The organism is Lentzea sp. NPDC058436 (assembly GCF_042721515.1).
Classification (GTDB): Bacteria; Actinomycetota; Actinomycetes; order Mycobacteriales; family Pseudonocardiaceae; genus Lentzea.
Window position 1 is genome coordinate 353,045 of record NZ_JBHXLF010000004.1, and the last position, 26,431, is coordinate 379,475.

Here is a 26,431-nt window from a genome sequence, read left to right on the forward strand (position 1 = left end):
CGCAGAGATCAGAGTCGGCGCAGACCCGCCAGCACGCGTTCGAGCAGCATCCCGTCCGGCCTGTCGCCGCCGTAGGACGACGCCGTGCGGTGCACGTCGATCAGGCCGTGCCCGGCCATGTCGCCGAGCAGCACCTTGGTGACGCCCAGCGGCAGCCCGCGCAGGGCGGCGATCTCCGCCACCGAACGCGGTTGCGCGCACAGGGCCAGCACGTCCTGGTGTTCCGGGCGCACGGCCGTGGCCGAGAACTCGTTCACCGACACCAGGGTCTCGATCTCCAGGTGCACGTCGGAGGTGGTGCGGCCGCCGGTCCACGCGTAGGCGCGCACGATCGACGACGAGTCGTACCCCGACTCCACCGAGGGCAGCGGCGGGATCTCGTCGAACGGGAGGGTCGCGTACGGGTCCGGCTCCGGCGGGGGTTCCGGTGCGCGCTGGGCCTTCTTCTTGCCGCGCTTGCGGATCCGCTCGCTGTCGAAGCTGAACCCGCTCATCAGGTCACCGAAGTTGACCTGATCGTCCGGTTCTCCGCTCATGCGAGCTCAGCCCGAAGTTCCGGCGTGAGCAGCTGGCCCACCTGCCGCACGACCACCGTCATCTCGTAGGCGACCTGCGCGACGTCGGCGTTCGACGACGCGAGCACCGCGAGGACCGATCCGTCGCTGATCGAGGACAGCAGCATGACGCCCTTGTCCATCTGCACGACCGTGCGGACGACCGACTCACCGGCGAAGCACTGCGACGCCGAGTCGGCGAGCGACACGACGCCGGCGACGATCGCCGCGAACTGGGGTGCGACGTGGGCCGGCAGCTTCGACGTCGAGATCAACACCAGGCCGTCCGCGGAGATCACCACGGCGTGTTCGAGACCGGGCGTGCGTTCGGCGAAGTTGGTGACCAGCCAGCCGAACTGGTCCACCTGCGTGCTCATCGACTCTCCTGGTTTTCGGGAAGGCCGCGCTGCACACCTCGCTGGAAGGCGTCGAGGAACCCTCGGGCCGATTCCGGCGTCTGGCGCGCGGGTGCGGGGGGAGGCGGCGGTGCGGCGGCGGGCGTCGTCTGCTGGAACCACGAGGTCTGCTGCCGTTCGATCGCCTCCCCTCGGAAAGACTCCCAGGACTCTCCGCGCTGTGGTGCCAGTTCGGCCGGAACCAACACGATCGCGCGAGTCCCCTTGCCTTGCTTCGCGTCCAGACGTACCACGATCTGGTGGCTCGCGGCGAGCCTTCCGACGACGAAGAGGCCCATTTCTCGGAAGACCTGGACGTCGACGCCCTCCCCGGCCGCCTGGAGACGTTCGTTCACCGCGGTGAGCGCCTCGGGGTCGATGCCGATGCCGTTGTCGACGACGTCGATCTGGACGATGCCGCCGGCCTCGATCGACGCGCTGATCGCGACCTGGGTGTGCGGCGGCGAGAACGCCGTCGCGTTGTCGAGGAGCTCGGCGAGCAGGCGGACCAGGTCGCTCGCCACGTACCCGACGACCTCGGCGTTGGGCGCCGTGTGCACCATGACCCGTTGGTACTGCTCGATCTCCGCGGCCGCCGCGCGCAGCACGTCGGTGAGCGGGATCGGCTTGTGGAACCGCCTGGCCACGTCGCCGCCGGAGAGCACCATCAGGTTCTCGTTGTTGCGGCGCATGCGGGTGGCGAGGTGGTCGAGCTTGAAGAGGTTCGCGAGCTGGTCAGGGTCCTCCTCGTACTTCTCCAGCTCCTCCATCAGCTTGAGCTGGCGTTCGACGAGGCTCTGGCTGCGGCGCGAGAGGTTCACGAAGATGTTGCGCATGTTCGCGCGCATCGTGGCCTGTTCGATGACCGACTTCACGGCCTGCTGGTGCACCTCGTCGAACGCGCGCGCCACCTGGCCGAGCTCCTCGGTGGTGTCCACGGGCACGGGCTCGATCTTCGTGCTGCCGCGGCCGGTGGCGACCATCTCGGGGAGCTTGTTCCAGGCCACGTCGAGCGCGGACCTGCGCAGGGTGTTCAGCGAGCGCAGCAGGTAGCGGCCGACGCCGAAGCCGATGGTGGCGGCCAGGATCAGGGTGGCGAACAGGATCACGGCCGCCGTGCCGGCCTGGTCGCTGGTCTCGTCGCGCAGCCGGTTCGCGGTGCCGAGCAGGTCGTCCTGCATGCCCTTCACGACGCTGTCCATCGACGCGCCGACCGCACCGGAGGCCGTGCTCCAGTCCGCGGCCGAGATCGGCAGCGGGTTCGGCCTGTTCCCGGCGTTGGGACCGTCGGAGGTCGGGTGCAGCATCGCGGCGGCGAGCATCTTGCGGTGCGCCTCGATGTCCGGCCCGTTGAACTTCGACGTCCAGTAGGTGGTCATCTGCTCGGGCGTCGCGAGCGCGGCGAACTGGTCGGCGATGTAGCCGAGCTTGACGTTCGACTCCAGCAGCGCGCGCACCTCGGCGCTGGTGAGCTGGCCGCGGCCGAGCCCGGACAGCACGATCGACTGCTGGCTCATCACCTCCTCCTGCACGTGCAGGGCGTGGTGCATGCCCATCGCGGTGCGGGAGAGCGCCATGTCGCCGAACTCGCCCGCGAGGACCTCGTCAACGGCGAGCATCGACTCGGTGACGGCGGTGTAGCCGGTGAGCGCGGCCGGCACGTCGCCCGCCTGCTCGCGCAGGCGCGGCAGACCGCCGAGCTTGGCGGTCACGTCGGCCACCCTGGCCGTCATGACGTCGCTGAACTCGGTCTGGCCGAGCTGGCCGCGCAGCCCCTCCAGGGCTCGTTCGGTGCGGCGCGACCGGTCGGTGAGCGACTCGGCTCCCGACCCCTGGGCGATGGCCCGCCGTTCCCCCTGCACCCCCTCGATCACGGGGACCAGGGAGGCGCGGACCTTCACCAGCCGCTGGAACTCCGCGTAGGAGTCGGCCCGGTCGATGTACGACATGATCTGCAACACGCCGACGCCCGTCGCGATGATGACCGGAACGATCAACACCGCGGCGAGCTTCACCGGCAGGCGCCAGTTGCGCCAGTTGACGAGCGCGTTGAACATCAGACGAAGAGCTTGGCCGCGTTCAGGAAAAGGCGGTACAGGCCGTAGGCGAGCGGCAGGCCCACCCACAGCCACGCTCCGATCAGCAACAACGTGCTCGACCGGGTCTCCTGGGGTGAGCTCACTTCTTCACCGCGCCTTCCGCGTCCTGCTTCTCGGCCGACTCGGCGGCGTCCGCAGCTTCTGCTTCGTTCCACTTGGCGACCGCGTCGTCGCTCTCGGGTGAGGGCTTCGCGGTCTCGCCGGTCTTGGGCTCGTGGAACTTCGGGTCGACCGGGCGGATCAACTCGTTCGCGACGAAACCAACGACCAGCAGCGAGATCATGATGTAGAACGACGTGGCGTACAAGTCAGGACCGACGTGTCCCGCCTTCTTGCCCGCGTCCGCGATGGCGTTGACGATCAGCGGCCCGAGCACGCCCGCCACCGACCACGCGGTGAGCAGGCGGCCGTGGATCGCGCCGACCTGGTAGGTGCCGAACAGGTCGCGCAGGTACGCCGGGACGGTCGCGAAGCCCGCGCCGTAGAACGACAGGATCACCATCGCCGCGATCACGAACAGCGGGGTGCTGGTCGAGCCGACGGTCAGCAGCACCAGGTAGAGCAGCGCGCCGACGCCGAGGTAGAGGCGGTAGATGTTCTTGCGGCCCACGATGTCCGAAGTGGACGACCAGATGAAGCGGCCCGCCATGTTCGCGGCGGACAGCAGGGCCACGAAACCGGTGGCGGCGGTCGCGGCGACCGGCGTCGACGACTCCTTGAAGAAGTCGACCAGCATCGGGGCGGCCTTCTCCAGGATGCCGATGCCCGCGGTGACGTTGAAGCACAGCACGACCCAGAGCAGCCAGAACTGCGGCGTCTTGATCGCGTTGTTGGCGGAGACGTTGTGGGTGACGGTGGCCTTGGGCCTGTCCTTGAGCAGCGCTTCCTTCTCCGCCGTGAACTCCGGGGAGGGCAGGCGGATCAGCAGCACGCCGAGGCTCATGAAGACGGCGTAGGCGATGCCGTGCACGAGGAAGGCCTGGCCGATGCCCGACGTCGTGGAGCCGAACGCCGACAGCATCGAGGTCGACCACGGTGACGCGATCAGCGCACCGCCGCCGAAGCCCATGATCGCGATGCCGGTCGCCATGCCCGGCCGGTCGGGGAACCACTTGATCAGCGTCGAGACCGGCGAGATGTAGCCGATGCCGAGACCGATGCCGCCGACCAGGCCGTAGCCGAGCACGACGACCCAGTACTGGCCGGCCCACACGCCGAGCGCCGAGATCAGCAGGCCGGAGCAGAAGGCGATCGTGGACATCAGCATCGCCCAGCGCGGACCCCTGCGCTCCACCGTCGTGCCGAGGACGGCCGCGGAGAGCCCGAGCATCACGATGCCGAGCTGGAACGGGAGTGCGGACTGAGTTCCCGTGATGCCAAGCGATTTCTCCAGGGGCGTCTTGAAGACGCTCCAGGCGTACGCCTGACCAATGGAGAGATGAATCGCCAGAGCCGCCGGCGGAACGAGCCAGCGGTTCCATCCGGGAGGCGCGACTTGGCGTTCGCGCGCTAAGAACCCCACTTTATCCCCAACCGTCACCAATAACGTGGACCGACCGGATCCTAGGCCAGGTGCACACGTGCGACAACGGTCTTGACGAAGGCTTCAGGTGTTGCACGTCTCGCAACTTCCCGCATCGTCCTGCTACAAACCTCGGGTCCAACCATTTGAGACGAATGAAAAGGACCGGCATCCTGTCCGGTTCCTGTCCGAGTCCACGTTCACCATTGGTCCGGTTTGACACGGTTCTCGGCACTTCGTGACGTTGACTGCACACGTGAGAGCGCTACAGTAGGCGCCGCACACCGAGGGGCAGGGCCACATGACCAAGGCGATGAGGTCGCCTGGCGAAGCGCAGCACGAGTACCGGGAAATCCGGGGTTTCGCGTCGTTCGACGACCCCGAGACTTTGTCGTACGTCGATTCCGACGGCAACCCGAACTTCGCGCGGATTCAGCAGACCGACGAATTCCGCGTCCTGCGACGCCGTCTCACGACGTTCATCTTCCCGATGACCGCGCTTTTCCTGGCGTCCTACCTGACGTTCGTGCTGCTGTCCGCGTACGCGAAAGACTTCGTCAGCACCAAGGTGATCGGCGTGATCAACCTCGGGATCCTGCTGGGCCTCGGACAGTTTGTGACTTCGATCATCATCACGCTCGGTTATGCCCGTTACGCAAAGCGACGGCTGGACCCGCAGCGGAAATTGCTCGCCGAGATGACAGGCGTCGAGGAGTAAGGCATGCCCACCACCGGCAACCCGGTGCTGAACCTCAGCGTCTTCGCGGTGTTCGTCCTGATCACCCTTTACATCGTCTACCGGTTCAGCAGTCGCAACGTCACGGCGTCGGACTACTACGCCGCGGGCAGCTCGTTCACCGGCGCGCAGAACGGCGTGGCGCTGTCCGGTGACTTCCTGTCCGCCGCGTCGTTCCTCGGCATCTCCGGCGGCATCGCGGCGCACGGCTACGACGGCTTCCTGTACTCGGTCGGCTGGGTCGTCGCGTGGCTCGTCGGCCTGCTGCTGATCGCGGAGGGCCTGCGCAACACCGGCCGCTTCACCGTCGGCGACGTGCTGGCGTTCCGGATGCGGCAGCGCCCGGTCCGCGCGGCCGCGGCGAACGCGACGCTGGTGATCTCGTTCTTCTACATGATCGCGCAGATGGCGGGCGCAGGCGGCCTGATCGCGTTGCTGCTCAACGTGACCTCGAAGTGGGGCCAGGCGATCCTGATCGCGCTGGTCGGCATGGTCATGGTGCTCTACGTGCTGCTCGGCGGCATGAAGGGCACCACCTGGGTGCAGATCATCAAGGCCGTCCTGCTGCTGCTCTGCGTGACGATGATGAGCGTCTTCCTGCTGGGCAAGTTCGGCTTCAGCCTGTCGGCGATCATGGACCAGGCCACCGACAACAACAGGCTCGGCGACGCCGTGCTCGACCCCGGTGCGAAGTACGGGTTCAGCGCGATGTCCAAACTGGACTTCGTCTCGCTGGCGCTGTCGCTGGTGCTCGGCATCGCGTCGCTGCCGCACGTGCTGATGCGCTTCTACACCGTGCCGAACGCCTCCGAGGCCCGTCGCTCGGTGGTGTGGGCGACGTGGACGATGGTCATCTTCTACCTGTGCACGCTGGTGATCGGCTTCGGCGCGATGGCGCTGGTGGGCACCGACAAGATCGCCGCCTCACCGGGTGGTGAGAACTCCGCGGCGCCGCTGCTCGCGTTCGAGATCGGGGGCGCGGTGCTGCTCGGCATCGTGTCCGCCGTCGCGTTCGCCACGATCCTCGCGGTCGTCGCGGGCCTGACCCTGGCGGCCTCCGCCTCGTTCGCCCACGACGTCTACGCGAACGTGATCAAGCGCGGCAACGTGGAGCCGCGCAAGGAGATCAAGGTCGCGCGCCTGACCGCCGTGGTCGTCGGCTTCCTGTCGATCCTCGGCGGCATCGCGGCGAACGGGCAGAACGTCGCGTTCCTCGTGTCGCTGGCGCTGGCGCTGGCCGCCTCGGCGAACCTGTCGACGATCCTCTACACGATCTTCTGGCGGCGCTTCAACACGATCGGCACGCTGTGGAGCATCTACGGCGGCCTGGGCTCGTGCCTGGTGCTGATCATCTTCTCGCCGGTGATGTCGGGCGCGAAGACGTCGATCTTCCCGGACGTCGACTTCGCGTGGTTCCCGCTCGGCAACCCCGGGCTCGTGTCGATCCCGTTCTCGTTCCTGTGCGGGTTCCTGGCCACGATCTTCTCCAAGCGCGAGCCGGAGATGGACGGCAAGGCGGCGGAGATGGAGGTCCGGGCGATCTCGGGGATCGGTGCCCGGACCTGATCCTCAGGCCCTGGAGTCCGGCAGCCCGTCGTAGTCCGGCAGGCCGTCACCGTTGAGCGCGCGGTCGACCAGTGCCATGAACGCGTCCATGTCGGGCTCCGGACCAGGCTCTGCGTCCGGGTCGGGAACGGCGAGGCTCGCCACGTGCATCCGGCCGATCTCCTGGCTGGCCTCGACCATCGGGCGCATGCGCGCCTCGTAGCCCGCGAACCCCTTCGCGGGGTCCCACCCGGCCGCGGCGAGCTCTCCCGCGAGGACGTAGGCGCCGACCAGGGCCAGTCCGGTGCCCTGACCGGACATCGGCGACGGGCTGAACGCCGCGTCACCGATCAGCCCGATCCTGCCGTCCGACCAGCGGTCCATCACGACCTGGGCGACCTGGTCGAGGTAGAAGTCCGGGGCGTCGTCCACGTGGGCGAGGATCTGCGGGGCGAGCCAGCCGAGGCCCGCGGCGTGCTCGCGGAGCAGGCGCTTCTGGGCCTCGACGTCGCGGTGGTCGACGTCGAAGCCGTTGGCGGGGAACGAGAACATCGCCATCGCCTTCGTGGCGTCCCTGAGGGGCCGAAGGCCTGCCGAGCGGCCGGTAGCGCCGTCCTTGTGGTCGAGCATCCAGCGGTCGATCCCGAACTCGTTGGGCACGGTGAAGAACGCCAGCACGAGCCCGAGGTGGCGCAGGTAGCGTTCGCGCGGCCCGAACACCGTCGCGCGCAACGAGGAGTGCAGTCCGTCGGCACCGATGACCAGGTCGAAGCGCCTGCTGCCACCGCTCGCGAAGGTCACGTCGACGCCGTCCGCGTCCTGGGCGATCCCGGCGATCCGGTCGCCGAACACGTACTCGGCACCGTCACGGGTGTCGTCGTGGAGCAACCGGGACAGGTCTCCGCGCAGGATCTCGATGTCCGCGATGTACCCGTCGCCGCCGTCGTCCTCGGCGCTGAAGGTCTCCAGCACGGTCCCGTCCGCGTCCACGTTGTGCGCGCCGGCGGTGTCGGTGCAGGCCGCGCGCACGGTCGCGTCCAGTCCCATCCGCGTGATGACTTCCTTCGTCACCCCGCGCGCGTCCACCGCCTGCCCGCCGGGGCGCAGGCCCGGTGCGCGTTCCACCACGGTCACCTCGGCGCCCCGCCTGTGCAACCAGTGGGCCAGCGCGGGTCCCGCGACGCTCGCCCCCGTCACCAACACCCTGACACCGCTCACCGCGGCCCCCTTCGCCCGTCGACAACGGTCCGGAGTGTACGGTGATCCGCGCCACCTCGCGGGTGATTCCTCTTGTGCGGCAACGGGTTCAATCGCCCCACTTCGGACAAGTCAGGCGGGCCGGTCCGGGATGATCCCCGACTCGTGGGCGATGATCGCGGCCTGCACGCGGTTCTTCACGCCCAGCTGCCGGAAGATCGTGCTGACGTACACCTTCACGGTGCCCTCGACGACGTGCAGGCGTGCCGCGATCTCGGCGTTGGACAGCCCGGCGCCGACCAGGCCGAGCACCTCGCGTTCGCGCGCGGTCAGGACCTCGATCCGTTGCGTCGCAAGCGGTCTAGGGTGGGCGCGGGAGAGCCGGTCGACGACCCGCTTGGCCACCAGCGGGGACAGGAACGCGCCGCCGCCCGCCACCGCCCGAACGCCGGAGATGATCTCCTGCGGGTCACCGGTCTTCAGCACGAACCCGGCAGCGCCCTCCCCCAGCGCGCGGCTGATGTACGAGTCGTCCGCGAACGTCGTCAGCACCAGCGTCTTCGTGCCCGGATGGCACTCGCGGATCACCTTGGCGGCGTCCAGGCCGTCGAACACGGGCATGCGGATGTCGAGCACGGCCACGTCGGGCCGGTGCCGGGCGACCAGGTCGATCGCCTCGCTGCCGTTGCACGCCTCCGCGACCACCTCGACGTCCCCCGCGGTCGCGAGCACGGCCTTCACGCCGAACCTGACCACCGGTTCGTCGTCCGCGAGCACGACCCTGATCAACCGCTCCTCCTGGCGAGCCACTGCTTGGACACGAGCCGATCATCCCGGAAGCACAGCTGGTGCAGGTCGTGGCGGTCGCCGTCGAACGGGTTGGGGTGCGTGCTGTAGTAGCGGCACTCGGTGCCGGGCGGCGCGGTGACGCCGAGCGGGTTGTCGACGCGGGTGCGCAGCGGCAAGTCGAGGGAGTCCTCGTGTTGCCCGGTTTCCGCCCGTTCGAACTGCTGCGGGGTCAGCACGGACGTCACCGCGTCGAACACCATGTAGCCCGGCACGCCGATCGCGATTCCCGCGCACACGACCGAGGTGATGAGCACGGTCCGGCGGGCGCTCTTGCGGATCTCCTCCTCCGTGCGCTCGCGGCGGACGTGCGTCGGGGTCGTCCTGGCACGCGGACGTTCGGGGAGCTTCGCCCTGACCTCGAACCCGCCGTCGTCGCTCGGCGCCGCCTCGAACCAGCCGCCGACGAGCGCGACACGTTCGGACAGGCCCACCAGGCCCTTGCCGCTGCCGACCGCCTGGGTCCGCGGCGCCGGGCCGTTCGTGACCCGCAGTTCGAGGTTCGCGGTGAGCGAGACGGTGACCTTCGCGCCGGGGGCGTGCTTGATCACGTTCGTCAGCGCTTCGGCGACGACCCGGTGCACGGTCCGCGCGATGATCCCGTCGATCGCGGTCCTGCGGTTGTTGGTGAGCTCGACGTCGAGTCCGCTCCTGGCGACGACCTCCTCGATCGTCGCGACGGGTTCGTCCTCGTCGGCGCGCAGCACCTGCATGACGTCGGCCAGTCGTTCCGCGGCGGCCGTGACGCTGGCACGCGCGGTCTTGGCCGCGTCGCGTTGCTGGGCGGTGAGGGTCGGCTCCAGTTCGAGGGCGCCGACGAGGAGTGCGGCCCGTGCGAGCTCGTGGCCCACGAGGTCGTGCATCTCGCCGGCGAGCCGCGCGCGTTCGGCGTTGCGGGCGTTGTCGACGCTGCGCTCCAGCAGAGCCGCGTGCTCCCAGCCGACCTCGCGCAGTTCCGCGAACCGGCGGCGGAACCGCCCGAACGCCCAGGGCACCACACCGAGCACACCGACGCCGGAGGTGACGGCGAGCGCGGTGTCCGACCCGCCGCGCTCGGTCAGCGCGACGACGACACCGGCGATCTCGGCGACGGTCAGCGCGATCGCGGTCGGCCTCGGGTCGGCGGCGTGCCGGCCCGCGAGGAAGCTGAGCAGTGCCAGGGCGGGAGCGAGCGCCACCACCCTGGCGTCGAACTCGACGGTGACGAGGTAGCAGACGATCCACGCCCCGAGCCCGGTCCCCAGCGCGACCGCGGGCCGGGTGCGCACGACCGCGAACGCCACGACGAACAGGACCAGGTAGAGCAGGACCTCCCACACGGCACCCATCATCGCAGTCGCTGCATCACCACGGTCGGTGCGTCCATCTCCTCGCGCTTCACCGGCATCTTCTTCTTCAGCAGCAACGCGATCCCCCACGACACCAGCGCTCCGAGCGCCAGCCCCGCCATCACGTCGTGTACATAGTGGACACCCACGACGACACGTGAGGCCGCCGCCGCGATCGCGCACACCGCGGCGATCCAGCCGTAGGTGCGGTGCAGCAACCAGATCGCCATCGCCGACGCGCCCGCGATCGTGGAGTGGTTGCTGGGGAACGACCAGTCGCCGGGCGCCGGGCACTCCGCGATCGACGGCGCCGTGCGGCACGGCCGTTCCTCCTGCACGACCAGCTTGACGACCTCGCTGACCGCATAGGCGACGACGACGCCAGCTCCCGCGAGGAACGCGCGGAGCTTGTACTGGAACCACAACAACAAGAACATCAACGCGAACACACCGAGCACCGCGTCGGTGCCCACAGTCAGCCAGGTCACCCAGCCGAAACTACGAAGATCGCGGCGCCGGCGCCCCTACCCATCGGAACCGGCTGACCCTAACTTTCGGCAGGGTCACGCCGATCATGGTCCCGCCTTCACCTCCGTCGGTTCCGCGACGGTCTGTCGTGGTGGCAGCAGGACGTCCGGTGCTGTGCCCCACTGGCTGTAGACGGCGACGAGGCGTTGTTGCCGCCCGTCGGTGGACGGCGTGGTCTGCTCGACGCGCACGACCCGGTTCTCGTCGTCCGTCTCGACCACGACCCGTACCTCACCGTTCGTGAAGCCGCCAGAGTGCGGCACACCCCCGGCCGTGAACACGTACCTGTTCCCGTCGTGCTCGGTGAGGCGGAGGGTGGTGCGGTCGACGTCGCTCAGGAGGTTGCCGGGGTGGTAGTAGCGCTCGTCCAGCGACAGGTCCCGCGTGTACGGGCCGACCCAGGGCGCGTCGTTGAGCCCCATGCCGGAGAAGGTCCTGCCCGGCGGCAGGGTGAGGCCGCTGTGCTGCAGGTAGCTCTCGTCGCCCACCCGCACCGACCGGTAGTCGACCGTGCGGTGATCGCTCTCGATGTGCGCGGTGACGTCCCGCTGGGCCGTGGCACCGCCGTTGACCACGTGCAGGACCCCCGCGAAGGTCCGCCTGCGCGGCTCGATCGTGACGTCGAAGCGCACCGACACCTGCGACTGGAGGGTCTGCCGCCACTCCTTCAGCAACTCCGCCGGGTCCGGGGGCGCCGGCGAGCACGCGGTCAGCACCAGCAGCAGGGTCAGGGCTCGCAGCACGCGACGAGTCTGGCAGCACCCGATGGTGAAGTTTGTGCTTTCGGCTGTGCGGCAATCACGAGGACATGAGCGAACACCAGTTCACGACGCCCGAGGGCGGCGGCGAGCCCGTCGACCAGGAGCCGGACGCGGTCGCGCTGGACCTCGACGGTGAGCACGTCACCGCCCCCGAAGAGACCGCGATGCACATCGAGGAGACCGAGGAGGGCGGCGGCCGCGTAGACCGTCCGGACGACGGATACCTCGACCGCTGAGCCCTAGCGGCACTCAAGGGCGTCACTTCAGGATGATTCACGCACAGTGACCCCAGGTCAGCACGCGATCGCTCGAACGCCGGTGGAGTTTCGCTGGAGCGGCCGTTCCTCTAGGACACAAGCTGACCGCAAGTGGTCATACAGTCCTTCGTGTCGGGACAAACGAGCGAAGGACAAGAGCGATGACCACCACCGAGACCCTCACCGGCGAGCGCGCGGACCTCCTCGAGGCCCTGCAGCAGCACCGCTGGTTCCTGATGTTCACCGCGCAGGGTCTGAGCGACGAGCAGGCGGCGTCGACCCCGACCGCCAGCGCTCTGAGCGTCGGCGGCCTGATCAAGCACGTGACGTCCGTCGAGGCGAACTGGATCAAGTTCATCGAGGAGGGCACCTCCGCCATGGAGGCCGACCCCGGCTCCGAGGCCTACGACAGCCACGAGGCGAACTTCCGCATGGCCGAGGGCGAGACGCTGGAGAAGCTCCTCACCCGCTACAAGGAGGTCGCGGCGCACACCGACGAGCTGATCACGACGGTCGACATGGACCTGTCGCACGCGCTGCCGTCGGCGCCGTGGTTCCCCGAGGGCAAGACGTGGTCGGCGCGGCGCGTGTTCGCGCACATCGTCGCGGAGACCTCGCAGCACGCGGGCCACGCGGACATCATCCGCGAGACGATCGACGGCCAGAAGACGATGGGCTGAGCCCACGGCGGGCCTGGCGGCCTACGCCCCGCTAGGCCTTCGGCGGGCTGAAGGTCGAGAGGAACTGGTCCCGGAAGTCGCTCATCCGCGACACCGGGGCCGACCCTCCCGGCTTGATCCCGTCATCCCACTTCCACGACTCGACCTGCTTCATCACGGCCGGGTCCTTGGCAACGATGGTGATCGGCACGTCCCGGGAGGCCCCCTCGCCGGTCACCATCTGCGCCGGCTGGTGGTCGCCGAGGAACACCATCACGAGGTTCTCGTCGCCGTAGCGCTCCAGGTACGAGATGACGGACTCCAGCGAGTACGAGATGGAGTGCGCGTAGTCGGCGCGGACGGCACCGGGGTCGCGGCCGAAGATGGACTCCGGCGGGTCGTTCGAGGCGGGCATGGTCGCGTAGATCGAGCCGTCGCCCAGCTTCTCCCAGTCCACGAAGTCCGGGGTCGGCGACCACGGCGCGTGCGAGGACACCATCGGGATCGCCGCCATCACCGGGCCGTGCTGCTTCGCGCGCTCGTTGCGTTGGAAAGACTCCAAGGTGAACTGGTCCGGCGTCGTCGCGTACCCGAAGCGCGGACCCTGGTAGCCGAGGTCCTGGGCGGCGTAGATCTCGTCGTAGTGGAAGAAGTCACCCTCCGGCCACGCCTGCGTGATGCCCGGGACGACGCCGACCGAACGCCACGACGACTCGCGGAACGCGCGCGGCAGCGTCAGCCGGTCGGAGGCCACGAGGTTGCGGTAGCGCTGCTGGTTGTCGATCCACAGCCCGGACAGCAACGTCGCCTGCGCCATCCAGCTGCCACCGCCTGCGGTCGGCGAGGTCAGGTAGGCGGAACGGGCCGTGTACCCGGCGGCCTTCAGTCGGTCGTCGCCCTGGGCCAGTTTCGCGGCCACGTCCGGCATGTCGAGCGCGGACTTGCCGTAGCTCTCCACGAACGTGAAGACGACGTCCTTGCCCTCCAACGAGGACAGCAGTCCGGGGTGCCCGCGGAACGCGTCGACAGCCGCCTCCGCCGCGAACACCTCGCGGTCGTTCAGCCCGGCCTGGACGCGCCGCGCGTGGTCGACCAGTGAGGTCGCGGCGGCGTCGGAGTAGACCGGAACCCCCGGCACCGCAAGTGAAACGCACGCCACGGCCAGCAGCGCCACCGCGCGGATCGCGATCGGGCGTCGTCCGGCGGCGACAGAACCCAGGCGCAGCACGGAAAGCGCGGCCAGCCACACGATGCCGACGACCAGCGCCACGGCGAGTCCGACGGCCAGCACCGAGGCGAAACGGCCGAACGTCACGTCCACGAAGTCGATCGCGGGCACCAGCAGCGGCCAGTCCAGCACGAGGTCGAACGGCCGGTACAGCACCATGTCGAAGCCGATGTCCATGATCTTCACGACCGTGAACAGGCCGAGCGCGACACCGCCGGCGATCGCGGCCGGTTTGCGGAACCGGTCCGGCAGCAGCACCAGCACCATCACGCCGATGAGACCTTCGAGCGGCACCCGCAGGAACGACTCGAACGAGAACTTCTCCAGGTCGCTCGGTGCGATGAGCACGAACAACACGAACAGCCCCGCCAGGACCGTCATCGTCCGCCGCAGCACCGTCTTCACCGAGCACCCCTTTCCCGAACCCCATGAGGTAAACGCGGCGCGGCACGCGACCGGTTCAACTCCTCTACGATCGGCCTCGTGACCCGCCCGCACGTTCTGCTGAGCGTGGCCGTCAGCCTCGACGGCCACATCGACGACCGCGGCACCGAGAGGTTTCCGCTTTCCAACGCCGAGGACTTCGACCACGTCGATCGGATGCGCGCGGAGTCGGACGCGATTCTGGCCGGGGCCGAGACGCTGCGCCGTGACAACGCGCGACTGCTCGTCTACAGCGAAGAACGGCGAGCGCAGAGGAAAGCCGACGGCAAACCGGAGTTCCCGTTGCGCGTCACCGTCACCAGGAGTGGCGATCTGGACCCTGATCTGCGGTTCTTCCACTGCGGCGGCGACCGGCTGGTCTACACGCGCAGCGCGGGAACAACGGTCGGACACCTCGCCGAAACGAAGACCTTCAGCGAATTCCCGGAGATTCTCGACGATCTCGGCGCACGTGGCGTGAGAAAGCTCATGGTCGAAGGCGGCACGAGCATTCACACGGCGTTCCTCGGGGCCGGACTGGCCGACGAGATCCGGGTGGCGGTGGCACCGATGCTGATCGGACAGGCGACGGCACCGCGTTTCGTGAATCCCGCCGAATTCCCCGGTGGACCGGCACGCCGTTTCCACCTGGAGGACGTCACGAGAGTCGGGGACGTCGCGGTGCTGCGCTACTTCCCGAAAGTCACTTCCGAACGAGCTTGAGCGCCCCGAAGATCTGCTCGCGGCGGTAGACCGCGATCACCAGCGCCCACACCACGAACATCAACGGCATCCACGCGCCCTTGAAGCCGCCGTTGGTCACGAGGAACAGCTCCGTCAGCGCGGCGCCGGACATGATGCCCGCCAGCGCGAGCGCGGCGAGGCCGCAGATGCGCGGGATGAGCAGGCCGACCGCGGTCGCGATCTCCAGCACGCCGGTGAAGTACCGGAACCACTGGCCGAAGCCGATGTCGTCGAACTTCGCGACGAACTGGTCGGTGAACAGCGCGTAGCCGTTCATGAAGAACTGCACGGCGAGCGCGATCTGCAGGATCCAGACGACGACGTTGCCGACCTTCGCCGCGGTTGAGGTCTGCTCAGACATGGCGGGATTCTCCCACCGGAACGGCCGCGTTGTTCCACAGCCAGAGCACATCGCGACCGAACGACCACACCAACGATGCCAGCGCGAGACCAACGAGCACCTCGGCGAACGGCAGCAGGCCCGACGCGGCCACGACGAGGAAGATCCCCTGCACCGCGGCCACGACCTTGCGGGCGTAGCTGCCGGGCAGCGGCGCGTTCATCCAGCGGAAGCGCCAGGACGCGGCGACGAACACGTACCGCATGAGGCCGATCGCGAGCACCCACGGGCCCATGTGCACGGCCACGTACGCGCTGAGCACGAGGATCAGGAACGCGTCGACCTCCATGTCGAACCGCGCGCCCAACGCGGTCGAGGTGCCCGTGCGGCGGGCGACCTGGCCGTCCACCCAGTCGAGTGACAACGCGACGGCCGCCAGCGTCACGACCAGCGCGACCGGGACGTCCTGGCCGGCGCGGTCCGCCACCAGCGCGGTCACGGCGCCGACCATCAGGCCGCGAGCGAGCGTGACGCGGTCGGCGGGACCTAACGCCGCGATGCGGTGCCGTTGCATGCCGTAGCCGAGGAACGCCCACGTGGCGAAGCCGTAGGCGAGACCGGCGGCCCAGCCCATCGGGCCGAGACCGGCTGTGGCACCGACGACGGCCAGCGCGACGACCTGGAAGCCCGCCCAGATGGCAGGCTCCCGCAGGACGGGCGCGGTCCTGGTGTGCTGAAGTGTGATCATCAGGTGCCCCTAACGAACTTCGTGCGGCGGAGGTGTTGTGAGTGACACGTACGGCGAGTGCCTTTTGGCTCAACGAATCCGGAAAAGGGGAAGTCCGGCAGGTCGCGCTGGCCGAACCCGGTCCGGGTGAGGTCGAGGTGCGCACGCTGTTCTCCGGCGTGAGCCGGGGCACGGAGACCCTGGTCTTGCGCGGTGGTGTCCCGGAGAATCAGCACGCGGCGATGAGGGCGCCGTTCCAGGAGGGCGACTTCCCGTGGCCGGTGAAGTACGGCTACCTCAACGTGGGCGTCGTGCGCAACGGCGACCTGAGCGGGCGCACGGTGTTCTGCCTCTATCCACATCAGACTCGTTACGTGGTACCGGAAACCGCGGTCACGCTCGTGCCGGAGGCGGTTCCGGCCGAGCGGGCGGTGCTGGCGGGCACCGTGGAGACCGCGGTCAACGCCGTGTGGGACGCGCGTCCGCTGGTCGGTGACCGGATCGCGGTGGTCGGCGGTGGCATGGTCGGGTCGAGCATCGCGGCGGTGCTGGCGACGTTCCCCGGCGCCCGCGTCGAGCTCGTGGACGCGGATCCGGCACGGGAGGAGATCGCCAGGAAGCTCGGCGTCGGGTTCGCGTTGCCCGGCAACGCCCTCGACGGCTGCGACCTGGTCTTCCACGCCAGTGCGACCGAACCCGGCCTCACCACCGCGCTGAACCTGCTCGCGCCGGAGGGCCGCGTCATCGAGCTCAGCTGGTACGGCGACAAGAAAATCGCGGTTCCGCTCGGCGAGTTCTTCCACTCGCGGCGGCTCACGATCCGCAGCAGCCAGGTCGGCGCGGTCGGCCGCCCGGACCGCACCTACGCCGAACGCATGGCCGTCGCGCTGGACCTGCTGGCCGACGACAGGTTCGACGCGCTGATCACGGGCCACAGCGCGTTCGAGGACCTGCCGGACGTGATGCCGCGGCTGGCCGACGGGTCGATTCCTGCGCTGTGCCACCGCGTTGACTACGGTCAGGCGCATGTTCCCGAGTGACACCACGGTCGACGTCCGCGGCAAGAGCGTGGCCGTGCTCCCGGTCGGCAGCACCGAGCAGCACGGCCCGCACCTGCCGCTGGCGACGGACTCGGTGATCGCGTGGACCGTCGCGTCGGCGATCGCGGCCCGGTACCCCGAGGTGCGGCTGCTGCCGCCGATCCAGTTCTCGTGCTCGCAGGAGCACGCCGACTGGCCCGGCACGGTCAGCATCTCCGCGCGCACGTTGGTCTCAGTCGTCGAGGACATCGCGGAGTCCTTGCGGCGCAACGGTGTCACGCACGTCGTGCTGGTCAACGGCCACGGCGGCAACTACGTGCTGTCGAACGTCGTGCAGGAGGGCGAGGGACTGGCGCTGTTCCCCGGACGCGACGACTGGGCGTTCGCGCGGGAGAAGGCCGGCATCGAGACCTCGGCGTACAGCGACATGCACGCCGGCGAGCTGGAGACCTCGATCCTGCTGCACGCGCACCCCGATCTGATCCGTCCCGGCTACGACACCTCTGACCACCTGGCGGAGGACCGGCGGCACATGCTCACCCTGGGTCTGGCGCCGTACACGGAATCCGGCGTCATCGGGCGTCCGTCCCTCGCGTCAGCGCGCAAGGGCGAACTCCTGCTCACGGGCCTGGTCGACTCGTTCCGCCACTACCTCGACCTGTTCGGTCTTCCGGCGTGACAGGAAGAGCACGACCGCGCCGGGCAGAGCGGCGATGAGCGCCAGCACGCCGTAGACGATGCCCGTGGTGAAGCCCTGCGCGGCGCCCAGACCGGCGGCGCCGAACGCCACCGCGAGGAACGCCTCGCGCGGGCCGAACCCGCCGATGTTGACCGGGATCGCCATGATCAGCAGCGCCAGCACGACGACCGGCGCGAGCTGGGTGATCGTGGCGTCCGACCCGGCGGCGCGGGCGGCCACCAGGAACATCGCGACGTACCCGGCGACCGTGGCGGCCGACAGTCCGATGACCGCGGGCCAGGTCCTGAACGACAGCAGCCTGATGCCGTCCGCGAGCGTGTTGACCAGCGCCCTGCGCACCGGCCTGATGTGCCAGCCGACGGCCACCAGTGCGGCCAGACCGGCGAGGACGAGCGCGACCGTGGTGCCGTTCGGCGCGAGGTCGAGGCCGGGCGCGGGGTGCGTGAGCAGCACTGCGAGCCCGATCCCGATGAGCACGACCTGGCCCGCGGTGCGCTCGAAGAACACGGCGCGCACGCCCCGTCCGACGTCGCCCGACTCGCGGCCGTGGTTGACCGCGCGGTGCACGTCGCCGAGCACGCCCGCGGGCAGCACGGCGTTGACGAGCTGGGCGCGGTAGTAGTCGCTGACCGCGGTCTTCAGGGTCAGCGGCAGGCCGAGGCGGCGCGCGACGAGCACCCAGCGACCCGCGCTGAGCACCGTCGTCACGAGCCCGATCGCCAGTGCGGCGGCGACGGAGAACGCGTCGATCGCGCGCAGTCCGTCGAGGAACGCCCCGGTGCCCAGGCGAACGCCCAGCGCCACGAGGATCCCCAGCGCCAGCACCAGGCGGAGCCACGGCCAGAACTTCTTCATCACACAGCTCCCGGTAGTGCCAGCAGGTCGACGTGGTGGACGACCGCGGAGGCCTCTGACCTGCGACGCAGGTACTCGGGCGCCTCAGCGGCGAGTGCGGGTTCCTGCTCCACCGCGGCACCGACCCAGCCCTTCAGCCATTCCCGCTGAAGAGCGTCGGCACTCATGCGCCAGGGGCTCTGCGCCGTCCGAACCGAAGCGCCCGCCGCCACGAATGCCTCTTCGGCAGCGGCCGGAGCGTCCGGTCCGAGCAGACGGCGCCCGTCCACGACGCGGCGCTGGTGAGCGTTGAACGCGTCCTGGAAGGCGGCGTCGAGCGGCTCGGCCGGATCGATGTCGATCCGGCCTGCCACCGAGAGCGTGAACAGAGCGGGCACATGTGCTTCTACGCATGCAACCGCCAGAGCGTTCATCTCGTCAGTAGTGAGCAAGTCGAGCAGCGCGGAGCAAGTGACCAGGTCAGCACCCGCGAGGTCAGCGGCTTTCAGGGACGTGAGGTCGCCCTCGCGCGTCTCGGCGGTGACGTTCTCCAACGCGCTCATGCCGGCCTCCGCCAGCCCGAGCAGCCGGGGGTCGCGGTCGTGCAGCACCCAGTGCTGCACGCCGCCGAGCCTCCCGGCGAGCCACCGTCCCATCGATCCCGTTCCACAACCGAGGTCACGGATCGTCAGGGGGTTTCGGTTCACCAGAGTTTTTCGAAGGACGTCCACGAGCTCCGTCGAGCGCGCCCGTGCGTCGGCGTTTTCCCGCAGTGCCAGCCATTCCGGGGAGAAGGTCATGGCCGGAGCGTAGCCAGCACCCTCCGCAGGTCCTCTGTGGATTCGTCCCAAGTGGACAGAACGGCCCGTCGGGCGAGCGCTTTGCGGCGCAGTCCGGCGCGGAAATCTTGATCTTGGAACCAGCGTGTTAGCGCAGCTTCCAATGCATTTTCGTCCCCGGCGGGAATGAGCAGGCCGCCGTCTCCCAGAGCGTCAGGGACAGCGCTCGCGATGACCGGCAGACCGTGCGCGAGGGCCTCGGTGACGACCATGCCGTAGGTCTCGGCGCGGGAGGCCAGCACGAAGAGGTCGGCGCTGGCGTACGCGCTGGTCAGAGCCTCGCCGGCCAGCGGCCCGGGGAAGCTGACGCGGTCGTCTTGCGGCAGTTCGCGCAGGAACGGCCGGTGCGGACCCACGCACGTCAGCCGCCAGTCGCGTTCGATCCGCCGCAACGCCCTGACCAGCAGGTCGTGACCTTTGCGGGGTGTGATGGACGCGACGCAGAGCAGGTGGTGCACGCCGTCCGTGCCGTGCGCGAGCGGCGCCGGATCCGTGCCGGGGACGACGACGTGGACGTGGTCGAGCCCGTGCCTGGACCTCATGTCGTGCGCGGCCGTCGGGCTGGTCGCGACGACTGCGCTCGCGGCCCGCAGGACCTGGCCTTCTTTCTCGTTCAGGAACGCGGCCGTCGCGGGATCGAGCCCGGTCTCGTCGGCCAGCGGGAGGTGCACGAGGACGGCGAGCCTCAGCCGTCGTGCGTGGGGAACGACGACCTCGGGCAGACCGCAGCTCACCAGGCCGTCGAGCAGGACGACCTCGCCGTCCGGAACGGCCGCAAGCGTTTGCTCCAACGCTGTGGTGTCGCGCGGGCGCGGCCAGTCACCAGCGACGGTCAGACGGTTCAGGCCCGCGCTCACGCGCAGGTCGTAGACGTTGCCGCCGCTGGGACTGCCCGGGTCCTCGACGTCAGCCGGAAGGACGAAGTGCACGTTCGTAGCTCGCCCACGCCACATGGGACTCGTGGAGTGTGACGGCGATCGCATCGATCCCGTGAGCGCCCTCACCCAGAGCGCCCTCGGAGATCTTGTCCGCGAGCTGGTCGGCGATGTGCTTCGCGAGCCACTCCGTGGACGTGTTGATGCCCGCGAACTGCGGTTCTTCGTCCAGGTTGCGGTAGTTGAAGGCGGCCAGGACCTTGTTCAGCTCCTGGGTCGCGAGTCCGATGTCGACGACGATGTTGTCCGAATCGAGCTCGGCACGTTTGAACGAAGCGTCCACCAGGAACGTTGCTCCATGCAGACGTTGTGCTGGACCGAAGACCTCGCCGCGGAAACTGTGGGCGATCATCACGTGATCGCGGACGGTGATGCTGAACAGGATGACCTCCGCTGTGCGGTCGGGTTACGGTGCGACCTCCATCCGAGCGTAGCTGCACGTTCGGAAGGCGCCTGGCGACAAGGGGACCGGAGATGTTCGAGCAGGCCTTCAAAGAGGAAGACGTTGCAGAGTCAGACCTGGTGACACGTCGTGGCACCTTCCGCGCAGTCGCGTTCCGCGCGAACGGCCACGAACACATGGCTCTGGTCTACGGCAAGACGAAGCTGCGCGAGAACGTCCTGGTGCGCATCCACTCCGAGTGCATGACCGGCGACATCTTCGCGGCCATGCGCTGCGAGTGCGGTGAGCAGCTCGACGCCGCGCTGAACACGATCGTGCGCGAAGGCAGCGGCATCCTCGTGTACCTGCGCGGCCACGAAGGACGCGGAATCGGTTTGGTGGACAAGATCCGCACGCACGTGCTGCAGGACGAGGGACTGGACACGTTGGACTCCGCCACGTCGCTCGGGCTTCCCGTGGACGTGCGCGACTACACGCCTGCCGCGCACGTGCTCAGGCATCTGCGCGTGCAGTCCGTGCGGCTGATGTCCAACAACCCGGACAAGATCGCGGCGCTGGAGTCCAACGGGATCCCGGTGACCGCGCGGGTGCCGTCGCTGATGACGCCCAACCAGCACAACATCGCGTACCTGACCGCGAAGCGCGACCGGCTCGGGCACGACCTGCCCCAGGTCGAGGGGTTCACGACGCTGCCGCACGCCCGCTGACCGTTGCTTTGCCGGCATGAGGCGCTCAGACTGTGCCGATGCTGGCGCTGCGGGCTGCGCGCGCGTTCGACGGTGAGCGGTCGATCGCGGGTCCCGTCACGGTCATCACCGAGGACGGGAAGATCAGGGCCGTCGAGCACGGTCATCCCGACGTGCCGGGTGCCGAGGTCGTCGACCTCGGCACCGCGACCGTCCTACCCGGACTGATCGACACCCACGTGCACCTGTGCGCGGACAGCGCGAACGGCGCGCTCGACCGCCTGCCCGAGTTCACCTCCGAACACCTCGACGCGGTGATCGCGGACGGTCTCGACCGGCAGCTGAGAGCCGGCGTCACGACCGTGCGCGACCTCGGTGACCGCGCGTGGGCCGTGGTGGACCAGCGCGACCGGCACCGGCAGCGCGTCCTCGCCTCCGGTCCTCCCATCACGAGCCCGCGGGGACACTGCTGGTCGATGGGCGGTGAGGCGGCCGGTGACGAGGCGCTCCGCTCGGCCGTGCGCGAGCGGGCCGAGCGCAGGGTGGACATCGTGAAGATCATGGCCAGCGGCGGGTTCGCGACCCCCGGCACGATCGTCGACGACTGCCAGTTCACCGAGCACGACCTGCGCGTGGTCGTCGAGGAGGCCCACTCGCTCGGCCTCCCGGTGACCGCCCACGCCCACAGCCTCGCGGCCGTCCAGCACGCCGTGGCCGCGGGCGTCGACGGCATCGAGCACTGCACGTGCCTGTCCGGCGGGGCCATGGTGATCCCCGTCGAACTGATGGACTCGCTCGCCGAGGCCGACATCGCCGTCTGCCACACGCTCGGTTCCACGGAGACGCCGCCCCCGCACATCAGGGAGGCGTTCGCGCGCATGGGGATGAGCCTGGCGGCCAAGATCAACGCGGTCGGCCGCATGTACGACCACGGCGTGCGCGCCGTGTCCGGAACCGACGGCGGGATCGGCGCGGGCAAGGCCCACGGGATCACCGCCCACGCCCTCGGCAACATGATCGAGGCCGGGGTTCCGAACTCGGTGGTGCTGGCGAGCGCCACCAGTGAGGCCGCGAGGGCCTGCGGTGTCGGCAAGGGCGTGCTGAAGCCCGGCTGGGACGCGGACGTGATCGCCGTGCAAGGAGATCCCATGCGGGACATCACGGCGTTGCACCACGTGACGACCGTGGTGATCGGTGGTCAGATCGCGACGACCGTCTTGCCGGTGGACCGTCGCGAGTAGACGTGGTCCACCGCTTCCAGGGCCTCGGACAGCGGGAAGACCTTGCCCACGGCGGGTTTCACGCTGCCCGCCTCGACCAGCACGCGCAGCTCGTCGAAGATCTCGCCGCGCTCCTGAGCCATCAGCGGGACGAACTTCTGCTTGATGAAGGGGTTCTGCACGACCGAGGCCAGCGACTTCTCGAACCCGCCGGTGACCGCTCCCCCGTCCTCGGAACCGACCAGGACGATCCGGCCGCCCGCGACCGTCGCCCTGCGCAGCCGGGACAACGGCCGTCCCCCGCCGCACGACAGGATCAGGTCGTACGTCCCGGTGAAGTCCGCGACCGTGTAGTCGAAGACCTCGTCGGCGCCCAGCGACCGCACCAGCTCGACCTTGCCCGTGCTGCACACGCCGGTCACGTGCGCGCCCAGGGCCTTCGCGATCTGGACGCCGTACGACCCGACTCCCCCGCCGGCGCCGATCACCAGAACCCGTTGTCCCGGACGGACTCCGCGCAGACCCTCCAGCGCCGTTCCCCCCGAGATCGGCACCGCGGCCGCCTCGGTGAACGAGATCCCCTCCGGCTTGCGCGCCAGCCGTGCGACCGGAGCGACGGCGTACTCGGCGAACGACCCCTCGCACGTGCCGAACACCTCGTCGCCGACCGCGAACGCGGTGACGCCCGGCCCGATCTCCTTCACGACACCGGAGACGTCCCGTCCCGGCACCGGTGACTTCGGCCCGCGGAACCCGAACCCGAGGATCCGCACCAGGTACGGCTTGCCTTCGAGCAGGTGCCAGACGCCCATGTCGACGCCCGCCGCCCGCACCTCCAGCAGAACCTCGCCCTCCCGAGGCACAGGCACAGCGAGCTCACCGAACACCGCCGATCCGTATCTTCGTTGCACGACAGCCTTCACGATTCCTCCTCCGGGTACTGGAACACCTCTTCGAGCGACACCCCGAACACCCGCGCGATCTTGAAAGCGACCTCCAGCGAGGGCGAGTACTTCCCCTGCTCGACGGCGATCAGCGTCTGCCGCGTCACGCCGATGGCCGCGGCGAGATCGGCCTGCTTCATCTCGCCGTGCGCGAACCGCAGCGCGCGGATGGAGTTGGTGACCTTGGTGGGCTTCACGCCATCCCCCGCCGGTAGAACATGATCTTCGCCAGCGAGCCGAGCACCGCGGACAGCACGAAGCACAGGTAGAGCACGTTCGCGATCCAGAAGTAGGGCGCCTCGACCACCGCCAGCACCATCGCGGCCAGACCGCCGATGACGACGAACGACTGGCCGATGTTGTCGGCGAGCCTGCCGATCTCGCGGTCTCGCTCGTCGGCCTGCAGACCGTCGTTGCGCGCGGCGATGCCGAACCAGATGCCCGACACGATCCCGGCGACGATTCCGAGCCCGATCGTCCACAGCATCGGTGTGACGTACGGCGCATTCACGAGCTCCCGGCCCGCCGCGCCATTCACCACAAGCACGACGTACAAGGCATAACCGACCACGGAGATGACCGCCAACGCCCACGCCCGCTTCTCTTCGAACGCCATGGTCCCGCTCCTGATGTCAAAGAAACCTGACATCACCAAGGTAAAGCGAACCAGACATCGTGTCAAACATCTTTGACTCGACCCTGCCGCGGGCGGCGCGGCCGGATGGCGGTCGACTACGTCCGATCGGACCCGTTAGCGTGCCGCGCATGCTCCGTCCGATGCTCGTCGCGTGCGCGCTCGCCCTCACGGCCTGCGGTCACGCAGTGACGGCGGAACCACCCGCCGCGGCACACACCCCGGCGGCGGCCCCGAAGGTCGCGACACCCGAGGTGTGCCCGCTACCCGACAGCGGGTTCGAGTGCGACTTCCAGAAGCGCCTGAAGGCGGCCGAGGACTACGCCGAGACGCGGCCGGGCTCCGTCGGTTTCGTGCTGCGCGACCGCAAGACGGGCGCGACCTGGCGCAACGAGCACGCCGGCGACCTGACGTGGACGGCCTCGACGATCAAGCTCGCGATGGTCGTCAACCTGCTCGAACGCCACCGCGCCGGGAAGATCACGCTGAGCGCGGGCGACCGCACGCTGATGAGCGCGATGCTGCACACGTCCGACGACGACGCGGCGGACTCGTTGTGGAAGAAGTACAACGGCACGACGTTCAACGCGGCGTTCGGCAAGTACGGCATGACCGATCTCGTGCCGCAGAAGGGATATTCGCCCACGTTCCCGTACTGGGGCTTCGAGAAGTGCACGGCGAACGACCTCGACCGCCTGATGAACTACGTGCTCGACACCGTCCCCGAAGCCGACCGCGAGTACATCGTCGGCCAGATGCGCGAGGTCGGCCCCGTGCAGCAGTGGGGAGTCTGGGGCCCCGACTCTGGTGTGAAGAACGGCTGGTCGGAGGAGGACGGCGGCTGGGTCATGAACTCGGTCGGGTTCGTCGGGAAGGACGCTCGGTACACGCTCGCGATCATGAACAACCTGCAGGGCGAGGGCGCCTACGACGAAGGCCGCGACACGGACACGGAGATCACCCGCATCCTGTTCCGCTGAGCATCAACCCTGCAACGACTCCCACAGGCAGAGCACGCTGCCCTCGCTGTCCTTCACGTACTGCGAGAACCCGAAGTCGCCGACACGCTCCTTGTCGTTGAGGAGCACGCCTCCCGCCGCCACGACCTTGCGCGCCACCTCGTCGATGCTCGACACGTCGATCATCAGCACCGGCCCCCGCACGAACTCGGTGCGCGGCGAGATGCCCCCGTCCGCGTCCGCGACGTCGACCGGCTTGCCACTGGCGTCGACCAGCACGTAGTCGAACGGCAGCCGCTGCGCCGACCACCCGAAGACGTCGCGGTAGAACGCCGTCGCCCTCGCCAGGTCGTCCGCCGGTAGCTCGAACTTGACCCTGGTCATCGCGCGAGGTCCGGCACCTGGGCGACGAGCTCCTCCGGCGCCGACAACCGCCACGCCTCGAAGACCAGTTCCTTCATCTCGTCCGCGTCGACGCCCTCCAGGTACACCACGACCCAGCCGAAACCGCCGGCCGTGAACTGCACCTCGAACACGTCGGGCCGCTCCGCCACGAGTGCCAGCTGCTCGGACAGCGTCTGCTTCAGCCCGACCGTCTGCGTGCGCGGCCAGTAGTAGCCGAACACCTTGCCGCGCACGCGGAACGTGTCGTACTGCTGCCCGGACGAGCGCTTCGCCTCGGCGAGCCCGTCCACGATCTTGAAGAGCTGCTTGTTCGTCGTCGCCACAACCGACCCCCAAAGCCGAAGAGCGGAAAGTATAAATCCGGCTTTCAGGACGCGTGCGCGCCGAGCCTCCCGAGATGATCAACGATCAGGCCGGCGTGGGACAGCGGCATGCCGAGGTCCTCGACGTCGCCGTTGGTCGTGTAGTCGAGCAGCACGACGTCGGCCGACGACGCCAGCTCGCGCAACCGCGCCACCTCGGCTCCGAGGCGGTGTTCCAGCACCCAGCGGTAGGCCGGTAAGTAGATCTCCAGCCGGGCCGTCCGGTAGTCGAGGAGGCGCTCCCCGGTCAGGCCGGCGCGATGCCCCCGCACCTGCCCGAAGCGGCGGACCGTGCGCTTCAGGCCCTTCATCGACGTCACCGCGAGCTTCGCCGGGTCGACGTCCTCGCCCTCGAAGACCTTCAACGCCTGCCACAGGCCCTCGACGGACTCGCTCGTCACGCCCGGCGACAACGGCACAGGAATCTGGCCGTGCGGGAAGAACGGGCTGAAGCGCACCCACGGCTCGGGACCGCGGGAGGTCACGTCGATGACCACCGCGTCGGGGCGCTTCACCTTGCGGCGCTTGCTCGCGACTTCGATCGGCATGGGTCGAGGATGGCAGGAGGGTCTGACAATTCC

At 69.0% G+C, this 26,431-nt stretch carries 33 protein-coding genes; 10 read left to right on the plus strand and 23 right to left on the minus strand.

Annotated elements, in window-relative coordinates; all coding sequences use genetic code 11:
* Positions 1 to 8: 8 nt before the first annotated feature.
* The 5 genes from ACFWN2_RS20315 to ACFWN2_RS20335 are packed head-to-tail and all read right to left on the minus strand — an operon-like array spanning position 9 to position 4,570.
* Positions 9 to 536 (minus strand): DUF742 domain-containing protein, encoded by a 528-nt coding sequence (locus ACFWN2_RS20315; protein ID WP_245786438.1) that lies wholly within the window; start codon positions 534 to 536, stop codon positions 9 to 11.
* Entirely contained in the window at positions 533 to 931 is a 399-nt protein-coding gene (locus ACFWN2_RS20320; RefSeq protein WP_382429358.1) for a roadblock/LC7 domain-containing protein, read from the minus strand. Before ACFWN2_RS20320 ends, ACFWN2_RS20315 begins: the two co-directional genes overlap by 4 nt.
* The gene (locus ACFWN2_RS20325) at positions 928 to 3,006 is read right to left on the minus strand and encodes a nitrate- and nitrite sensing domain-containing protein (protein ID WP_382429360.1); all 2,079 of its coding nucleotides are present in this window, start codon (positions 3,004 to 3,006) and stop codon (positions 928 to 930) included. Before ACFWN2_RS20325 ends, ACFWN2_RS20320 begins: the two co-directional genes overlap by 4 nt.
* Entirely contained in the window at positions 3,006 to 3,131 is a 126-nt protein-coding gene (locus tag ACFWN2_RS20330) for a hypothetical protein (RefSeq protein WP_382429362.1), read from the minus strand. Before ACFWN2_RS20330 ends, ACFWN2_RS20325 begins: the two co-directional genes overlap by 1 nt.
* Positions 3,128 to 4,570 carry an OFA family MFS transporter gene (locus ACFWN2_RS20335; protein WP_382429364.1) on the minus strand — a complete coding sequence of 481 codons (1,443 nt, stop codon included), beginning with the start codon at positions 4,568 to 4,570 and terminating at the stop codon, positions 3,128 to 3,130. The genes ACFWN2_RS20330 and ACFWN2_RS20335 overlap by 4 nt, the downstream gene beginning before the upstream one ends.
* Before the next feature lie 301 nt (positions 4,571 to 4,871).
* Here ACFWN2_RS20335 and ACFWN2_RS20340 point away from each other — a divergent pair, with 301 nt between their 5' ends.
* Both ACFWN2_RS20340 and ACFWN2_RS20345 read left to right on the plus strand, forming a co-directional pair.
* Positions 4,872 to 5,288, plus strand: coding sequence for a DUF485 domain-containing protein (locus ACFWN2_RS20340; protein ID WP_382429366.1), 417 nt, complete (start codon positions 4,872 to 4,874; stop codon positions 5,286 to 5,288).
* Between the two features lie 3 nt (positions 5,289 to 5,291).
* Positions 5,292 to 6,872 (plus strand): cation acetate symporter, encoded by a 1,581-nt coding sequence (locus tag ACFWN2_RS20345; protein ID WP_382429368.1) that lies wholly within the window; start codon positions 5,292 to 5,294, stop codon positions 6,870 to 6,872.
* Positions 6,873 to 6,875: 3 nt separating this feature from the next.
* Here the strand turns inward: ACFWN2_RS20345 and ACFWN2_RS20350 are convergent, their stop codons facing one another.
* The 5 genes from ACFWN2_RS20350 to ACFWN2_RS20370 all read right to left on the minus strand — a co-directional run bounded on the left by ACFWN2_RS20350 (position 6,876) and on the right by ACFWN2_RS20370 (position 11,493).
* Positions 6,876 to 8,069 (minus strand): FAD-dependent monooxygenase, encoded by a 1,194-nt coding sequence (locus ACFWN2_RS20350; protein WP_382429370.1) that lies wholly within the window; start codon positions 8,067 to 8,069, stop codon positions 6,876 to 6,878.
* A 111-nt stretch (positions 8,070 to 8,180) separates the two neighbouring features.
* On the minus strand, positions 8,181 to 8,837 hold the full coding sequence (locus ACFWN2_RS20355; RefSeq protein ID WP_382429662.1) for a response regulator: 657 nt from the start codon (positions 8,835 to 8,837) through the stop codon (positions 8,181 to 8,183).
* On the minus strand, positions 8,834 to 10,213 hold the full coding sequence (locus tag ACFWN2_RS20360; protein WP_382429372.1) for a sensor histidine kinase: 1,380 nt from the start codon (positions 10,211 to 10,213) through the stop codon (positions 8,834 to 8,836). The genes ACFWN2_RS20355 and ACFWN2_RS20360 overlap by 4 nt, the downstream gene beginning before the upstream one ends.
* 8 nt (positions 10,214 to 10,221) lie before the next feature.
* Positions 10,222 to 10,710: a phosphatase PAP2 family protein gene (locus tag ACFWN2_RS20365; protein WP_382429374.1), complete on the minus strand. Its 489-nt coding sequence runs from the start codon at positions 10,708 to 10,710 to the stop codon at positions 10,222 to 10,224.
* A gap of 84 nt (positions 10,711 to 10,794) precedes the next feature.
* Positions 10,795 to 11,493 carry a hypothetical protein gene (locus ACFWN2_RS20370; RefSeq protein WP_382429376.1) on the minus strand — a complete coding sequence of 233 codons (699 nt, stop codon included), beginning with the start codon at positions 11,491 to 11,493 and terminating at the stop codon, positions 10,795 to 10,797.
* Between the two features lie 65 nt (positions 11,494 to 11,558).
* Here ACFWN2_RS20370 and ACFWN2_RS20375 point away from each other — a divergent pair, with 65 nt between their 5' ends.
* Positions 11,559 to 11,747 carry a hypothetical protein gene (locus tag ACFWN2_RS20375; protein ID WP_382429378.1) on the plus strand — a complete coding sequence of 63 codons (189 nt, stop codon included), beginning with the start codon at positions 11,559 to 11,561 and terminating at the stop codon, positions 11,745 to 11,747.
* Between the two features lie 182 nt (positions 11,748 to 11,929).
* Positions 11,930 to 12,448, plus strand: coding sequence for a DinB family protein (locus ACFWN2_RS20380; protein WP_382429379.1), 519 nt, complete (start codon positions 11,930 to 11,932; stop codon positions 12,446 to 12,448).
* 31 nt (positions 12,449 to 12,479) lie between these two features.
* Here ACFWN2_RS20380 and ACFWN2_RS20385 read toward each other — a convergent pair whose 3' ends face one another.
* Complete coding sequence (locus tag ACFWN2_RS20385; RefSeq protein WP_382429381.1) at positions 12,480 to 14,060, minus strand: sulfatase-like hydrolase/transferase; 1,581 nt, start codon at positions 14,058 to 14,060, stop codon at positions 12,480 to 12,482.
* A 78-nt stretch (positions 14,061 to 14,138) separates the two neighbouring features.
* Here ACFWN2_RS20385 and ACFWN2_RS20390 point away from each other — a divergent pair, with 78 nt between their 5' ends.
* Positions 14,139 to 14,801, plus strand: coding sequence for a RibD family protein (locus ACFWN2_RS20390; RefSeq protein ID WP_382429382.1), 663 nt, complete (start codon positions 14,139 to 14,141; stop codon positions 14,799 to 14,801).
* Here the strand turns inward: ACFWN2_RS20390 and ACFWN2_RS20395 are convergent.
* Positions 14,782 to 15,183 (minus strand): DoxX family protein, encoded by a 402-nt coding sequence (locus tag ACFWN2_RS20395; protein ID WP_382429384.1) that lies wholly within the window; start codon positions 15,181 to 15,183, stop codon positions 14,782 to 14,784. The two genes, ACFWN2_RS20390 and ACFWN2_RS20395, sit on opposite strands and share 20 nt — an antisense overlap.
* A complete protein-coding gene (locus tag ACFWN2_RS20400; RefSeq protein ID WP_382429386.1) occupies positions 15,176 to 15,910 on the minus strand; it encodes a CDP-alcohol phosphatidyltransferase family protein in 735 nt (244 codons plus the stop codon). The genes ACFWN2_RS20395 and ACFWN2_RS20400 overlap by 8 nt, the downstream gene beginning before the upstream one ends.
* Before the next feature lie 41 nt (positions 15,911 to 15,951).
* On the opposite strand from ACFWN2_RS20400, the gene ACFWN2_RS20405 reads away from it, so the two are divergent.
* Both ACFWN2_RS20405 and ACFWN2_RS20410 read left to right on the plus strand, forming a co-directional pair.
* A complete protein-coding gene (locus ACFWN2_RS20405) occupies positions 15,952 to 16,929 on the plus strand; it encodes a zinc-binding alcohol dehydrogenase (RefSeq protein ID WP_382429388.1) in 978 nt (325 codons plus the stop codon).
* Positions 16,916 to 17,608 carry a creatininase family protein gene (locus tag ACFWN2_RS20410; RefSeq protein ID WP_382429390.1) on the plus strand — a complete coding sequence of 231 codons (693 nt, stop codon included), beginning with the start codon at positions 16,916 to 16,918 and terminating at the stop codon, positions 17,606 to 17,608. Before ACFWN2_RS20405 ends, ACFWN2_RS20410 begins: the two co-directional genes overlap by 14 nt.
* On the opposite strand, the gene ACFWN2_RS20415 is transcribed toward ACFWN2_RS20410, so the two are convergent.
* Genes ACFWN2_RS20415 through ACFWN2_RS20430 form a run of 4 tightly spaced genes read right to left on the minus strand, consistent with a single transcriptional unit; the run spans position 17,525 to position 20,619 of the window.
* Positions 17,525 to 18,484 (minus strand): YbhN family protein, encoded by a 960-nt coding sequence (locus tag ACFWN2_RS20415; RefSeq protein ID WP_382429392.1) that lies wholly within the window; start codon positions 18,482 to 18,484, stop codon positions 17,525 to 17,527. The genes ACFWN2_RS20410 and ACFWN2_RS20415 overlap by 84 nt on opposite strands.
* The gene (locus tag ACFWN2_RS20420; protein WP_382429394.1) at positions 18,484 to 19,263 is read right to left on the minus strand and encodes a class I SAM-dependent methyltransferase; all 780 of its coding nucleotides are present in this window, start codon (positions 19,261 to 19,263) and stop codon (positions 18,484 to 18,486) included. Before ACFWN2_RS20420 ends, ACFWN2_RS20415 begins: the two co-directional genes overlap by 1 nt.
* Entirely contained in the window at positions 19,260 to 20,255 is a 996-nt protein-coding gene (locus tag ACFWN2_RS20425) for a glycosyltransferase family 4 protein (RefSeq protein ID WP_382429396.1), read from the minus strand. The genes ACFWN2_RS20420 and ACFWN2_RS20425 overlap by 4 nt, the downstream gene beginning before the upstream one ends.
* Complete coding sequence (locus ACFWN2_RS20430; protein WP_382429664.1) at positions 20,209 to 20,619, minus strand: 6-pyruvoyl tetrahydropterin synthase family protein; 411 nt, start codon at positions 20,617 to 20,619, stop codon at positions 20,209 to 20,211. Before ACFWN2_RS20430 ends, ACFWN2_RS20425 begins: the two co-directional genes overlap by 47 nt.
* Before the next feature lie 92 nt (positions 20,620 to 20,711).
* Here ACFWN2_RS20430 and ribA point away from each other — a divergent pair, with 92 nt between their 5' ends.
* Together ribA and ACFWN2_RS20440 are read left to right on the plus strand one after the other, a co-directional pair.
* Positions 20,712 to 21,347 carry a GTP cyclohydrolase II gene (gene ribA / locus ACFWN2_RS20435; protein ID WP_382429398.1) on the plus strand — a complete coding sequence of 212 codons (636 nt, stop codon included), beginning with the start codon at positions 20,712 to 20,714 and terminating at the stop codon, positions 21,345 to 21,347.
* Between the two features lie 38 nt (positions 21,348 to 21,385).
* On the plus strand, positions 21,386 to 22,567 hold the full coding sequence (locus ACFWN2_RS20440) for an amidohydrolase family protein (protein WP_382429400.1): 1,182 nt from the start codon (positions 21,386 to 21,388) through the stop codon (positions 22,565 to 22,567).
* On the opposite strand, the gene ACFWN2_RS20445 is transcribed toward ACFWN2_RS20440, so the two are convergent.
* The 3 genes from ACFWN2_RS20445 to ACFWN2_RS20455 are packed head-to-tail and all read right to left on the minus strand — an operon-like array spanning position 22,525 to position 24,106.
* Complete coding sequence (locus ACFWN2_RS20445) at positions 22,525 to 23,415, minus strand: NAD(P)-dependent alcohol dehydrogenase (protein WP_382429402.1); 891 nt, start codon at positions 23,413 to 23,415, stop codon at positions 22,525 to 22,527. The two genes, ACFWN2_RS20440 and ACFWN2_RS20445, sit on opposite strands and share 43 nt — an antisense overlap.
* A 50-nt stretch (positions 23,416 to 23,465) precedes the next feature.
* A complete protein-coding gene (locus ACFWN2_RS20450) occupies positions 23,466 to 23,630 on the minus strand; it encodes a helix-turn-helix transcriptional regulator (RefSeq protein ID WP_382429666.1) in 165 nt (54 codons plus the stop codon).
* A 53-nt stretch (positions 23,631 to 23,683) separates the two neighbouring features.
* Positions 23,684 to 24,106: a hypothetical protein gene (locus tag ACFWN2_RS20455; protein WP_382429404.1), complete on the minus strand. Its 423-nt coding sequence runs from the start codon at positions 24,104 to 24,106 to the stop codon at positions 23,684 to 23,686.
* Positions 24,107 to 24,255: 149 nt separating this feature from the next.
* On the opposite strand from ACFWN2_RS20455, the gene ACFWN2_RS20460 reads away from it, so the two are divergent.
* Entirely contained in the window at positions 24,256 to 25,104 is an 849-nt protein-coding gene (locus ACFWN2_RS20460) for a tat pathway signal sequence (protein WP_382429406.1), read from the plus strand.
* A gap of 3 nt (positions 25,105 to 25,107) precedes the next feature.
* Here ACFWN2_RS20460 and ACFWN2_RS20465 read toward each other — a convergent pair whose 3' ends face one another.
* From ACFWN2_RS20465 to ACFWN2_RS20475, 3 genes are read right to left on the minus strand one after another with little or no spacing between them, the layout of a single operon-like run.
* A complete protein-coding gene (locus ACFWN2_RS20465) occupies positions 25,108 to 25,467 on the minus strand; it encodes a VOC family protein (protein WP_382429408.1) in 360 nt (119 codons plus the stop codon).
* A complete protein-coding gene (locus tag ACFWN2_RS20470) occupies positions 25,464 to 25,811 on the minus strand; it encodes an MmcQ/YjbR family DNA-binding protein (RefSeq protein ID WP_382429410.1) in 348 nt (115 codons plus the stop codon). Before ACFWN2_RS20470 ends, ACFWN2_RS20465 begins: the two co-directional genes overlap by 4 nt.
* Before the next feature lie 44 nt (positions 25,812 to 25,855).
* Positions 25,856 to 26,398, minus strand: coding sequence for a DUF6939 family protein (locus ACFWN2_RS20475; RefSeq protein ID WP_382429412.1), 543 nt, complete (start codon positions 26,396 to 26,398; stop codon positions 25,856 to 25,858).
* Between the last annotated feature and the right edge of the window lie 33 nt (positions 26,399 to 26,431).

Coding starts and splice junctions, on each gene's coding strand:
- ribA (WP_382429398.1), top strand. CDS start 20,712: ATGTTCGAGCAGGCCTTCAAAGAGGAAGACGTTGCAGAGTCAGACCTG.
- ACFWN2_RS20460 (WP_382429406.1), top strand. CDS start 24,256: ATGCTCCGTCCGATGCTCGTCGCGTGCGCGCTCGCCCTCACGGCCTGC.
- ACFWN2_RS20340 (WP_382429366.1), top strand. CDS start 4,872: ATGACCAAGGCGATGAGGTCGCCTGGCGAAGCGCAGCACGAGTACCGG.
- ACFWN2_RS20420 (WP_382429394.1), bottom strand. CDS start 19,263: ATGACCTTCTCCCCGGAATGGCTGGCACTGCGGGAAAACGCCGACGCA.
- ACFWN2_RS20395 (WP_382429384.1), bottom strand. CDS start 15,183: ATGTCTGAGCAGACCTCAACCGCGGCGAAGGTCGGCAACGTCGTCGTC.
- ACFWN2_RS20440 (WP_382429400.1), top strand. CDS start 21,386: ATGCTGGCGCTGCGGGCTGCGCGCGCGTTCGACGGTGAGCGGTCGATC.
- ACFWN2_RS20425 (WP_382429396.1), bottom strand. CDS start 20,255: ATGTGGCGTGGGCGAGCTACGAACGTGCACTTCGTCCTTCCGGCTGAC.
- ACFWN2_RS20320 (WP_382429358.1), bottom strand. CDS start 931: ATGAGCACGCAGGTGGACCAGTTCGGCTGGCTGGTCACCAACTTCGCC.
- ACFWN2_RS20400 (WP_382429386.1), bottom strand. CDS start 15,910: ATGATCACACTTCAGCACACCAGGACCGCGCCCGTCCTGCGGGAGCCT.
- ACFWN2_RS20455 (WP_382429404.1), bottom strand. CDS start 24,106: ATGGCGTTCGAAGAGAAGCGGGCGTGGGCGTTGGCGGTCATCTCCGTG.
- ACFWN2_RS20410 (WP_382429390.1), top strand. CDS start 16,916: ATGTTCCCGAGTGACACCACGGTCGACGTCCGCGGCAAGAGCGTGGCC.
- ACFWN2_RS20375 (WP_382429378.1), top strand. CDS start 11,559: ATGAGCGAACACCAGTTCACGACGCCCGAGGGCGGCGGCGAGCCCGTC.
- ACFWN2_RS20450 (WP_382429666.1), bottom strand. CDS start 23,630: ATGAAGCAGGCCGATCTCGCCGCGGCCATCGGCGTGACGCGGCAGACG.
- ACFWN2_RS20315 (WP_245786438.1), bottom strand. CDS start 536: ATGAGCGGAGAACCGGACGATCAGGTCAACTTCGGTGACCTGATGAGC.
- ACFWN2_RS20325 (WP_382429360.1), bottom strand. CDS start 3,006: ATGTTCAACGCGCTCGTCAACTGGCGCAACTGGCGCCTGCCGGTGAAG.
- ACFWN2_RS20475 (WP_382429412.1), bottom strand. CDS start 26,398: ATGCCGATCGAAGTCGCGAGCAAGCGCCGCAAGGTGAAGCGCCCCGAC.
- ACFWN2_RS20465 (WP_382429408.1), bottom strand. CDS start 25,467: ATGACCAGGGTCAAGTTCGAGCTACCGGCGGACGACCTGGCGAGGGCG.
- ACFWN2_RS20415 (WP_382429392.1), bottom strand. CDS start 18,484: ATGAAGAAGTTCTGGCCGTGGCTCCGCCTGGTGCTGGCGCTGGGGATC.
- ACFWN2_RS20380 (WP_382429379.1), top strand. CDS start 11,930: ATGACCACCACCGAGACCCTCACCGGCGAGCGCGCGGACCTCCTCGAG.
- ACFWN2_RS20345 (WP_382429368.1), top strand. CDS start 5,292: ATGCCCACCACCGGCAACCCGGTGCTGAACCTCAGCGTCTTCGCGGTG.